The 12711-nt window shown below is 38.5% G+C and carries 7 protein-coding genes; 1 reads left to right on the forward strand and 6 read right to left on the reverse strand.

Features of this window, described 5'->3' with window-relative positions; genetic code table 11:
- The first annotated feature begins 119 nt into the window (after positions 1 to 119).
- Complete coding sequence (locus EK417_RS05665; protein ID WP_136521574.1) at positions 120 to 1988, forward strand: DUF3472 domain-containing protein; 1869 nt, start codon at positions 120 to 122, stop codon at positions 1986 to 1988.
- A 97-nt stretch (positions 1989 to 2085) separates the two neighbouring features.
- On the opposite strand, the gene EK417_RS05670 is transcribed toward EK417_RS05665, so the two are convergent.
- The 6 genes from EK417_RS05670 to EK417_RS05695 all read right to left on the reverse strand — a co-directional run bounded on the left by EK417_RS05670 (position 2086) and on the right by EK417_RS05695 (position 12608).
- Complete coding sequence (locus EK417_RS05670) at positions 2086 to 3525, reverse strand: glycoside hydrolase family 30 protein (protein ID WP_136521575.1); 1440 nt, start codon at positions 3523 to 3525, stop codon at positions 2086 to 2088.
- Positions 3526 to 3565: 40 nt separating this feature from the next.
- Entirely contained in the window at positions 3566 to 4375 is an 810-nt protein-coding gene (locus EK417_RS05675) for a glycoside hydrolase family 16 protein (RefSeq protein WP_136521576.1), read from the reverse strand.
- An 89-nt stretch (positions 4376 to 4464) separates the two neighbouring features.
- On the reverse strand, positions 4465 to 6687 hold the full coding sequence (bglX, locus tag EK417_RS05680) for a beta-glucosidase BglX (protein ID WP_136521577.1): 2223 nt from the start codon (positions 6685 to 6687) through the stop codon (positions 4465 to 4467).
- A gap of 9 nt (positions 6688 to 6696) precedes the next feature.
- The gene (locus tag EK417_RS05685) at positions 6697 to 8121 is read right to left on the reverse strand and encodes a glycoside hydrolase family 30 protein (protein ID WP_136521578.1); all 1425 of its coding nucleotides are present in this window, start codon (positions 8119 to 8121) and stop codon (positions 6697 to 6699) included.
- A 3-nt stretch (positions 8122 to 8124) separates the two neighbouring features.
- Positions 8125 to 9675: a RagB/SusD family nutrient uptake outer membrane protein gene (locus EK417_RS05690; protein WP_076594542.1), complete on the reverse strand. Its 1551-nt coding sequence runs from the start codon at positions 9673 to 9675 to the stop codon at positions 8125 to 8127.
- A gap of 11 nt (positions 9676 to 9686) precedes the next feature.
- Complete coding sequence (locus EK417_RS05695; RefSeq protein WP_136521579.1) at positions 9687 to 12608, reverse strand: SusC/RagA family TonB-linked outer membrane protein; 2922 nt, start codon at positions 12606 to 12608, stop codon at positions 9687 to 9689.
- Positions 12609 to 12711: the final 103 nt, after the last annotated feature.

Consider the following 12711-nt stretch of genomic DNA (forward strand, 5'->3'; position numbering starts at 1 on the left):
ACACATTAATAATACAGGCAAATAAAAATATTTATATTAATATTTGAGAAGATTAATATAAATTATTTACAAATACTTCAAAATATCCATAAATTAGTATTACCAAAACAACCTATTTTATGGAAAAAAAATTTAAAGCTTGCACTGCAATAGTACTTATTGCTGCATCTTCACTCTTCAATGTTTCCCAAGCTCAGACCTGCCCAAGCTGGGGCCCTTACCTTGAAGGATTTGATATGACGAACTCCGGAGAACTCTGGTATTCTGAAGTGATGGCAGACAACAGTTGTAAAAAGGTTAATACCTACTACTCTACGCTGAATTTTTCTTTGGGTCCGCGGGGCGGATATGCTGGAATTCAGTACAAACAAAACGAAATCTACAATAACATTTTTTCTATGTGGGATCTGCAGGATGCCAACGTTCCTCAGTGTACTACAGAATATACTGCTCCGAATACTTTTGTAGATGGTTTCGGAGGAGAAGGAACAGGTCTTCATACGGATAATCCTATGCCATGGACGCCAGGAATATGGTACGCTACAGTTGTCAGAAGATGGTCTACCGGTGATGGAAAAACCAGAATCGGGTTCTTTATGTTTGATTACGGCACCGGAAAATGGAAACATTATGTTACGATTATCACTCCTGAAAACGATGCAAAATTCACAGGAACCAAACTGGGAGGTTTTGTCGAAAACTGGAATACAGCAGCAAGCAAGGCAACCCGCTGCGGGTATTTCAGAAATTTTTGGAGCATGAATGCACAGGGAAACTGGTCTAAACCTTCAAGATATACCGCTTCTGCCGGAACCGGTTCCTGGGGAGCAGCAACAGCATTCAACAACACAGCAATTAAAGTAACTTCATGTGGAACTGCTCCTGCACCTGCTGGTAGTTCGGTAACATTTAACGGAATTACTCAGAATGGTACTAAACCTTCAACAACGACTCCTGTGACTGTAACAACCGTCACTCCATCTTACAATACCTCTAACAATTCGGTGAATGTCAATTGGACTAACTCAGAAACTACAAGTCCGCAGCTTACTTATAAAGTTTCATTATATACTGAAGCAAGCTGGGCAAATTCTTACACTCCCGTTGCAGTGGTCACAGGTATTCGTCCTGATCAGAGAAGTGCTCAGGTACCACTTCCTGCAAATTCACAACCGGGAAAATACTATGTGAGTGTTGTTTTGGAAGATATTTTTAAACAAACTTCGAATTTCGGGTATAATAATTTAACGATCAGCAGTATTGTAACTGCACCAACTATTGATCCAAATGCTTATTACCGAATAAAATGTGTGGGAAGCGGCCAATACATCAGTCCTGCCAATTACAGCACTGCATCCAATACTAAAATGGTTCAATACCCTTTTAACAGCAATATGGCTCAACAATGGAAACTTCAAAAAACCGGAAATAATTATATTATTATCAATCGTGCTTCCGGTTTAGCTATTAATGTTCCGGGATCCAATATAACTAACGGCACTACGCTGGTACAATATCCTAAACACGGCGGCAACAATCAACAATGGGTATTAAGACCTTATACCTCAAATACGCTTGTCATAGGAACTGCATTATCCAATATGAAAGCCATGGATAATCCCGGCAATTCACAAAATTCGGGTACTAATATCAACATCTGGGATCAGGATATAAACGGTACCGCTGGAGTAAATCATCAGTGGGTGCTTGAACAGGTAACAGCATCCAAGATGTCAGCGAAACCGGAAATGACTTCTACCGCTTATCCCAATCCTGTAAAACAAGGTGAAAATATTACGATCAGTCTTCCAGAAAATGGAAATAACTATGAATTGACGATCATTAACGCGGAAGGATTAATGATAAAATCCCAACAGGCGAAAGCAGGTACAACAATCATCTCAACTTCAGGAATGAGAACCGGAATTTATTTCTATAATGCTCAAAACAGTAACGGAACTGTTTCCGGAAAATTTTCGGTACAATAACTTTTACCTGTTTCTAAAGATATTTTAAATGCGAATAATGCGAATCGGCGGCCTCGAAGAGGCCGCCGATTCTGTCAAAAATAATGTTAATATGATATTATAAAATTACGGTCTGTATAGAGTGTGCCGGGGCATTCAGTTTGGCAGCCATTCCTTCAATCCATAGATTGGTTGCGATATCATTATCTGAATCGTTCATGATAACGGTTACCAGCTGTCCATTTTCATTCATAAATGCAGAAGATGTAAGCGCTGCTCTGTTCGAAGAACTTCCGATCCTCTGCGCATTTGGCTTGATATATTTTGAAACGTGGCCTATATAATAGTATTCATACGTGTAGAACACTTCTCCAGTTTTGGTATCTGCAATAATTGGGGCAAAGCAGAAATTTCCTTTATGATTAGGTCCTCCGGTTTCATCCAGAAGAATGTTCCAGTCTGTCCATAGTGCATTTCCTTTGTTGAAATCATTCAGCATATTTTTGCTGTAAAGCTCTCCCAGGCTTACATCATAGATTTTATCCATACTGAATTGTTCTTTACATCCTTCGGTGAATGCCAGAAATTTATCCGGAAAAGCTCTGTGTGTTTCTGCTAAATTATCAAAAAGCTGAGTTTTGTTATTCCATGTTTCATACCAGTGATAGCCGATACCGCTGGCATATTTTGCTGTTTCAGGATCGCTTAAAGTGGTGGTTGCTCTTTGGTAGATAAGATCTCTGTTATGATCCCAGATCATTACTTTTTTATCTTTATATCCGTTTTTCCAAAGGGTTGGGCCAAGATTCTTTTTCAGGAATTCTCCTTCTTCTTCAGCAGTATAGATACATGATTCCCAGCTTTGGGTAGCCATCGGCTCATTCTGAACGGTTAATCCCCAGATATTGATTCCTCTTTTTTCGTATTCTTTAATGAATTTGATATAATAGTCTGCCCACGTCTGATAGTACTGATTTTCCAATCTTCCGCCTTTGTATAAGCTTTGATTTGATTTCATCCATGCCGGTGGACTCCATGGTGAGAAATAAAACGTAAAATTATTTCCAATAGCTTGCTGAGCTTCTTTAATCATTGGAATTTTATATTTCTCATCGTGAGCTACATTAAAAGTCTTCAGTGAAGCATCATTATCCTCTACATACGTATAAGAATCGCTGGAAAAATCACAGGAGTTCATATTGGTACGAACTACGGTATATCCCAATCCGTTTTTCCCAAAATAGGCATCCAGAATTTCCTTTTGCTTATTCTTTGGCATCTTATAGAAAGTCTCTGCTGAAGCATCTGTAATAGCACCACCAATTCCTATCAGTTTCTGATATTTAAAATTAGGAGCCACAAAAATACAGGCTTCAGTTTCTTTAGGCTGCCCGAATTTTTCAAATGTAACAGCTCCTTTATCCACCATCTTCTCATTTGCTTTTGAGTTGGTAAGGATTACTTTAGCTGTTTTTCCTGCATTCTTCTTCCAGTAATGCTGAGCATTGACATTGATGACAACACCTATTACAAAACAACTTACAATTAGTTTTCTCATGATTTTTTCTGTTTCCGGACCCGTCTGGTCCTCATTTTCATTATTTATTCTGGTAGACTCTTACATAGTCTATATAATACTTCTGTGGAAAAATAGAATCATCGATTCCTTTTTGTCCTCCCCACATTCCACCTACAGCGAGATTTAAAATGATATAGTAAGGTCTGTCAAAAGGCCATGCTTCATTACTTTTCTCTTTATTTTCATAGGTGAAAAATTTCTTATCATCAATGTAAACATCAATCTTTTCGGGAGTCCAGTCTGCTTTATAGACATGGAACTTTTCACTGGCATCTTTTACAAACAATGTATCTGTTTTCTGTGTTCCCTGGATATGGTTGTACTTTTTGGTATGCACAGAAGCATGGATAAATCCCTGATTAAACCCAACGTGTTCCATGATATCCAGTTCACCGTCATCCGGCCATTTCTTCATATTTTCGCTCATCATCCAGATGGCAGGCCATGTTCCGCGGCCTTTGGGAAGTTTTGCTCTGACTTCTACTGTCCCATATTGAAAGGCAAATTTTCCCTTGGTTAAAAGTCTTGCAGAAGTATACTTACTGTTTTCCCAATTTTCTTTTCTGGCCTCAATAACAAGATTTCCATTTTCCATTCTGGCATTTTCAAGCCTGTTTCTGGTATAAAACTGAGCTTCTTCATTCCCAAAACCGTTTCCTCCGGTATCATAATTCCATTTTAAAGAATCCGGAAGTCCTTTGCCATTAAATTCATCATTCCAGATCAGGGTTCTGCCAGTATCCGGCTTATGTGATGCACAATTGAGAGCCGAAAGAAAGAATATTCCTCTTGCACAGATACTTATTATATTTCTGAATTTGATTTTCATGTATATTAAGTTTTGGCTAAAGCCAGTTTTTCTGACTTCTTTATTAAGCGGACTAAAGTCCGCTCCTATTGAATTCAATTCCAATCAATTTATTTCGTCCAGTTAATTCTTTTGGTCTGCACATGTTGAGAGTCAGTTCCAATCATAATGTCGAATTCTCCACCTTCCCAATCAAAATTCAGATCATCATCAAAGAATTTCAGATCTTCCGGTGTCAATTTAAAATCTACTTTTTTGCTTTCTCCTTTTTTGATGAATACTTTCTGAAATCCTTTCAGTTCTTTTACAGGTCTTACTACTTTTCCGAAAAGATCCCTGATATAAAGCTGTACCACTTCTTCCCCGTCATATTTTCCTGTATTGGAAACATTAACGCTGATGTTCAATGTTTGATTTCCTGTAAGAGTTGTGGAACTTAAAGCCATATCAGCATATTTAAAATCTGTATAGCTTAAACCATATCCAAACGGATATTTCGGGTCATTATCCAGATCTATATAGGCTGAAACATAGTTTCTGTCTGTATTATTTTTTGCCGGTCTTCCGGTGTTATAATGATTGTAGTATACAGGAATCTGACCTTCTGTTCTCGGAAAGCTCATTGGAAGCTTACCTCCGGGATTCACAGAACCAAATACAACATCTGCAATAGAGTTTCCTGCTTCTGTTCCCAGCCACCATGTGTACATAATGGCAGGAATATTGTCGGATGCCCAGTTGAAAATCAGAGGTCTTCCGGCATTGATCATCAGAATGACAGGTTTACCTGTTTTGGCAATTTCTTTCAATAAATCTTCCTGAACACCTGTAAAGCCAATGCTACTTCTGCTTTTTGCTTCCCCGCTCATTGCATGACCTTCACCCAGCGTCATGATGACAACATCTGCTTTTTTCGCCGTTTCTATCGCTTCTGCAAACTGGCTTTTATCCTGATCGTCCACATTGCAGCCTTTTGCATATAATAAAGTGGAGTTTTTATCCAGCTGTTTTTTAATTCCGTCAAATTGTGAAACAATTCTTTGGTTGTCATCTTTGAAAGCAACAGACCAAAATCCGTGGTTCGCTACCGTTTCTTTCCCGAAAGGGCCAATCAGCGCAACGGTTTTTGTAGTTTTTGAAAGCGGAAGAATATTTCCCTGGTTTTTAAGAAGAACGATACTTTTTGAACCGAATTCTCTTCCGAATTTTCTGTTTTCCTGATTATCGGTCTGTTCTTTCTGTCTTTTCTCGTTACTGAACCTGTAAGGATCATCGAAAAGACCCATTTCGAATTTCTTGGTTAAAATTCTTCCCGTTGCGTCATCTACCAGTTTAGGATCTATTTTTCCTTCTTTAACCAATTTGGGAAGTTCTGCCATATACACACGGCTTTCCATATCCATATCGCTTCCGCCTTGTATTGCTTTTTCAGCGGCTTCGGCACCATCTTTAGCATAACCATGAGGAACCATTTCTCCGATGCTTCCCCAGTCTGATACGACAAAGCCTTTATAATTCCATTTTCCTTTTAAAAGGTTTCTCTGAATATATTGATTGGCTGTTGCAGGAATTCCGTTAATATCATTGAAGGAGTTCATAAAAGTGGCTACTCCTGCCTCCGCAGCGGCTTTGAATGGCGGAAGATAAGTTTCATTCAATTGTCTGAGACTCATATCTACAGAATTGTAATCTCTTCCGCCTACGGCCGCTCCGTAGGCTGCGAAATGTTTCGCACAGGCCATCACTGCATCCAAACTTCCCAAACCTCTGCCCTGAAATCCTTTGATTCTGGCTAAACCTATTTTTGTTCCAAGGTAAGTATCCTCGCCTGAACCTTCCATCACTCTTCCCCATCTCGGATCTCTGGCAATATCCACCATGGGAGCAAACGTCCAGTGAATGCCATACGCAGCAGCTTCCGTTGCAGCGATTCTTTCTGATTTCTCAATCATTCCAAGATCCCAGCTCGCTGCCTGCCCCAAATTTACAGGAAATGTGGTGCGGTATCCATGGATAACATCCTGCGCGAACAATAAAGGAATTTTCAGTCTTGACTGCATGGCCAGCTTCTGAAATGCTCTGGTTTCTTCTGATCCCGCAACATTCAGCATTGAGCCTACCTTTCCTTTTTTAATTTCGTCCAGCACCGCAGCGGAATTAGAATGCTGAGGTCCTGTGGCATATTCAAACCCACTATATTGTACCATCTGTCCTACCTTTTCTTCCATGGTCATTTTAGACAGGAGCTCTGCTACTTTCTGATCGATTGTTTTTTGTCCGTAAGCATTCAGTCCCAATACGGAAAATGCCAGTAAGAAATATACTCTTTTCATGGTATCAAATTAAAAAATGTAGGTTGCGGTAGAACGCCCTGAAATTGTTACAGCAGCGGTTTTCCCGGCAAATTTAATATTAAAATTTTCATCTTCTTTATTATCGTTCTGAACAATTAATACTATTTTCCCAAATTGAGTCTTAAAAGCCGCCGTGGAAAGGTTATCGGTTTGGGAGGAAGCAATACGCTGAGATCCTGCCGGAATAAATTTTGAAGCATGGGCAATAATATAATAGGAAACATTTCTGGTGAAGTTTTCACGATCATAAACTGTGATAGCACCTTTACATTCCGTACATCCGCCCTCTGTATGCGGGGCAAATTCCGGATCGTTGGCAAGATTCCATTCTAAAGCTATCTTGCTCCAGTTTCTCATAGAACCAATAATTACATTCTTCGTATGCCAGTTGAGGTCTTCAGTAAAAGTTCCTTTTGAACCTGTCCATTGTTCAGTAAAGTATAAATTTTTATCAGGAAAAGCATCATGCACAGTGTTTAATGCCGAGATATCTCCTTCATACAAATGAAAAGCAGATCCATCAATATATTGGTTGGCTTCAGAATCTTTTAAAATATCAATTGCATATTCAGGTTTGTTGCAATTGTGATCATAGACAACAATTTTGGTGGAAATTCCATTCGTTTTAAAAACCGGCCCAAGATGATTTTTGATAAAATTCCCCTGTTGCTCAGATGGCATATATAAACTAGGATTATTTCCAGGATGTAAAGGTTCATTCTGAGGAGTTACAGCATCAATGGTAATTCCCTCTTTCTTCATTCCCTGGATGTATTTTACAAAGTATTGAGCATATGTACCATAGAATTCGGGTTTTAAACTTCCTCCTTTTGACTTTCCATTGTCCTTCATCCAAACCGGAGGAGACCACGGAGCAGCAATGATTTTAAGTTTCGGATTGATTCCTAAAATTTCTTTCAACATAGCAATCAAAGCTTTATCTTTTGCCAGACTGAATTTTGAAAGAGAAGCATCGGTCTGTCCTTCAGGAAGATCATCATAAGAAAACACTTCTCCATCAAGATCAGAAGCCCCAATACTTAGTCTTAAATAGCTGATGGAGATTGAATTTTTATCATTTCCAAAAAGTTCGTTAAGCAGTGCTTTTCTTTTGGAAGGCGACAACCGGTTGATGACCTCAACACTTCCTCCTGTTAATGTATATCCAAAACCATCAATATATTGAAACTTTTGAGTGTCATCAATTTCAATATTCTGAAAGCTGTTGGTGTTATTTACAAATTTAACAGAGGGCTGCTGCTGCAATTTTACACTTTCATTTCCTTTTGTAAGCCAGTACTGCACTTCATTTCCTTTATGTGATGTCAATGATGTACATGATAAAGGAAAAAGTGCCACACCACTAAGCAGTGCGGCACCTCTAAAGAAACTATATAAGTTGTGAAACTTCATATTTTAGTAACCAGGATTTTGTTTTAAAACTGTATTCGGCAATTCATTGAACGGAATTGGAAGAATTTCATTTTTATTGGCTTTAAATCCTTTAAAGGCCAGCTTAGAAGGAGCGTCTCCCCATCTTACCAGGTCAAACCATCTATGCCCTTCTCCTGCAAGTTCTCTTCTTCTCTCATCTTTTATGGCTTGTAAAGAAACAGGAACTGATGCTAAGCCTACTCTCGCTCTTACTGCATCTAATAAAGCCTGGGCTCTTGCTCCTGCTCCTCCTAAGGCTTCAGCTTCCATCAGATAAGTATCTGCTAATCTTATTGCAATATAATTCTGCCGGAAATTAAGCTCTGCCGGACCTGGAAGTGAACTTTTTAAAGCATTTGTAGGTAAGTATTTATTTAAGAAATACCCTGTATCCGCAAAAGCAGGACTGTAAGAGATTTTACCATCTGTTACCAGTTTTTTTGCATTGAAAACAGTAACATCCAGCCTTGGATCTCCCTGCATGAAAGTAACAAAATTCTCTGTTACAGTATTAAATGCCCAGCCTGAATAGATATCCGGAGCATCATTATTCGGGATGTCTTTTAGTGAATAGGAACGAGGTCCTACCATTACGTTGATAGAGTTTCCTTCATCTTTGCCCTGTCCCCAGAATCCCCAATCGGAATTTCCTTTATTGGTATGCATTACTTCCAGAATAGATTCTGTTGAGAACTTGTAAGGATCTGATAATTCAGGTCCTACTTTAAATAAGTCTGCATAATTGGCTACCAGTTTATATCCATATTGGCTGGTTCCTCCGGGAGTACCGTTCACCTCAGCAAACTGAGCTGCTGCTTGGGGCATTTTTTTATCATAAAGATAAATTTTACCTAAAATGGCTCTTGCAGTTCCCTGTGTAATTCTTCCTTTATCATTCCCGCTTGACACCATCATCAGATCCGGAATGGCAGCATTGATATCACTTTCTATCTGAGTATAAACATCACTAGGATTAGCCTGCGGAATATTCCAATAATCATCATCAAATTTTACAGACTTAAGAATTAAAGGAATATTTCTAAACATTCTTAACAGCTCAAAATAATACAAGGAACGAAGAACCTTTGCTTCTGCGATATATCTTTTCTTAAGATCATCACTCATATTAGCTCCGGGAACTCTTTCTATTAATAAGTTAGCCCGTGCAATCCCCTGATAATAGTCTCTCCAGTAGCTTGCCGGCATTGTATTGGGGTTAATCATATAATTATTCAGCCCTTGGATACCTGCTCCGTCATTTGAGTTTCCTCCTCCTGAATAAAAATCATCAGATCCTGCATTAAAGAAAGTAACGCTATTCTCGAACCCACCTGAATATTTTCTTAAAAGATCATATACAGAAACCAATGCACTAAAAGATTGCTGTTCGTTCTGAAAATATAAATCAGTATTAAAAGATCCTGAATTCTGTACATCATCCAGATAGGAATCACTACATCCCATATTGGTAAAACTCAGACCTGTCAGAAAAGCTACAGCAAGTCCTTTATATATAAAATTCTTATTTTTCATTTTGTTTATCATTAAAATTGAATATTAGCACCTATCAGGAATGTTCTCGCCTGCGGATAGTAAGCTCTGTCTACACCAATAATATCCTGTTCGGAATTATTTCTTCCTGCAATTTCCGGATCATATCCTGTATATTTCGTAAATGTAATAAGGTTCTCTCCCGTGATATACAATCTTACTTTACTCATTCCGAAACGTTGGGTAACATCTTTAGGAATGGTATAGCCTAACTGAACAATTTTCAAGCGTACATAATCTCCTTTCTGAAGGTAATAACTGGACATCCATGAATAGTTATGGTTAGGATCATTACGGGTAACTCTTGGATTATCATTGGTAGATCCTTCAACTGTCCATCTGTCTAAGATTCTGGTCTGGTAATTGGCATCAAGCATATCCAATCTTCTTAAACCCTGGAAAATTTTGTTACCAGCCTGCCCTTGCGCGAACATCATTAAATCAAAATTTTTATAATTAAGATTCACAGTAAGTCCGAAAGTATATTTCGGGATAGAGCTTCCCAGGTTTACTTTATCATTGTCATCAATTTTTCCGTCTCCGTTGTTGTCCTGCCAGATAAAGTCTCCCGGCCTGGCATCAGGTAATAATTTTACTCCGTTCGCATTTACATAATTATCAATTTGTGACTGATTTTGAAAAACACCACTATAAGTTTGTCCGTAGAATGATCCGTAAGGCTGTCCTACAGCTACTCTTGATACAGCTCCCATGGTTTGGAAAGAAGCCAGGTTGAAGTATTTAATATCATCTTCCAGCCTAAGAACTTCATTCTTAATGGTAGCGAAGTTACCATTAACTGAAATTCCGAAATCTTCCCAGTTCTTTTTATATCCCAATTCAAGCTCCAGACCTGTATTCTGCATATCTCCTACGTTTGACCAAGGTAAATTCGGAACTCCTACGTAACCAGGGATATTGATTTGTCTAAGAATATCGGTTGTTTTCTTTTTGTACCAATCTGCTGTAAGGGTAAAATTGTTAAATAGTTTCAAATCAGCCGCAATATTCAGCTGGCTGGTCTGCTCCCATTTCAGATTTGGATTTTCCAGTGTACTTGGTGCATATCCAATGATGATATTATTTCCAGAATTGGTATAATTACTTCCTGAAACCATGAAACTTGCAAACCTGAAATTATCCATCTCATCATTTCCTAAAACACCATAACCTCCTCTTATTTTTAAGTTATTAATTACTCTGTTCTCCGGCCAGAAGTTCTCTTTATGAACATTCCATCCAAGGGACATCGACGGGAAAGTTCCCCAATGCTGGTTGGTCGCAAATTTTGAAGACCCATCTCTACGGATCGTTCCTGTAAATAAATATTTATCGGCATAATCATAAATAATTCTACCAAAATAAGACGCTTTACGTGTTTCAATACCATCCCATCCTGTTGCGGTAATATTATCCTGTGGAATATTAAAATTGAAAGAAGCATCCTGCCAATTATCAATAGGAAGATTACTATAGGTTAGACTCGCCCCTCCAGCAATATTGTATCGGTAAACTCCCTGCCCAATCATAATGTTGATATTATGATTTCCAAACTTATTCTGATAGGTCAACGTATTTTCCATGCTCCATTCGAATTTATTTTCGTCTACCTTATTCAGACTGTTGAAGCTGGTATTGTTATAGTTTGGACTTAAATAATATTTCGGAGTAAAAGAACGGCTTCCCCAATAAGATTTCTTACCATTCAGGCTGGTTTTAAATGTAAAATGATCAAGAAACTTAAGCTCTGCAAAAACATTTCCTACAAAATCATCTGACCAGTTATAATTTCCCTGTTGTATGTGACGGAAAGCCTGTGGGTTAGTCATTTCCTGATTTACATATCTTGAAATTCCATAAGGATTGCCATTGGAGTCCCTAATAATGTAGGGATTGGTATAACCACTAGGATCTACCATAGACCAATCTGTTACAACAACCGGCGTGGTAGGATCCAGGTTTACTGCTGAAGCCAACGGTCCTCCAAATTCTTCGTTTGCACTTACTCCCTGAGATTTCACATGGGTATAGGCAAAGGTTTGCCCTATTGTCAGATAGTCTGTAACTTTATGTGTTGAATTAAATCTGGCATTGATTCTTTTGTAATAAGAAATATCACTCAGTACAATCCCTGACTGATCAAAATATCCGAAGGATGTATAATAGGTAGACTTTTCGTTTCCTCCTGTAATGCTTACTTCATGAGAAGATTTTTCACCTGTTCCAAAAATGGCATCCTGCCAGTTGCTTCCTTTTCCAAACGATTCAGGATTTGTAAACCTGGGTACTTGTCCATCATTAACGAAACCTTCATTAATGATTTTAGCATATTGTGTAGCATCTAAGAGATCCAGTTTTTTAGAAGCGTTGGAAAAGCCATAAAACCCATTATAAGAAAGGCTTAGCTTTCCTCTTTTCCCTTTTTTGGTGGTAACCAGAATTACTCCCTTCGCAGCAGAAACTCCATAGATGGCAGATGAAGCACCGTCTTTTAAGACTTCGATACTTTCTATGTCAGACTGGTTAAGCCATCCGATATTATCAACAACGATACCGTCTACTACCCACAAAGGACTGTTACTTCCCGCCCCAAAACTGGTAATCCCTCTTACCCGTACAGTTGCTGCAGCTCCCGGCTGCCCGGAATTAGTCACTACAGAAACCCCGGCAGCCCTTCCTTGTAAAACCTGTTCCGGCTTACCAGAAGGAATATTTTCTATGTCGCTGGCTTTAATGCTTGCTATAGCTCCTGTCACATTACTCTTTTTCTGAGTACCGTAACCGATAACTACCACTTCGTCTATTTTGTTTTCTTTAGCAAGTGTGTCCTTCGCCTTGGTGGTCTGGGCACTGAAGTTGGCCGTAAAATAGAGGACGGCAACCACTCCTACACTTCTTGATATTCTTACATTCATATACAGTTATTGTTTAATTCTCAAATTGAGACAATAAAAATATATTTTTTTTTAATTAATTAACATTCTATTCATAAATATTTTAATTTTTCTTTTATTTTTC

The organism is Chryseobacterium candidae (assembly GCF_004916905.1).
GTDB classification, from domain to species: domain Bacteria; phylum Bacteroidota; class Bacteroidia; order Flavobacteriales; family Weeksellaceae; genus Chryseobacterium; species Chryseobacterium candidae.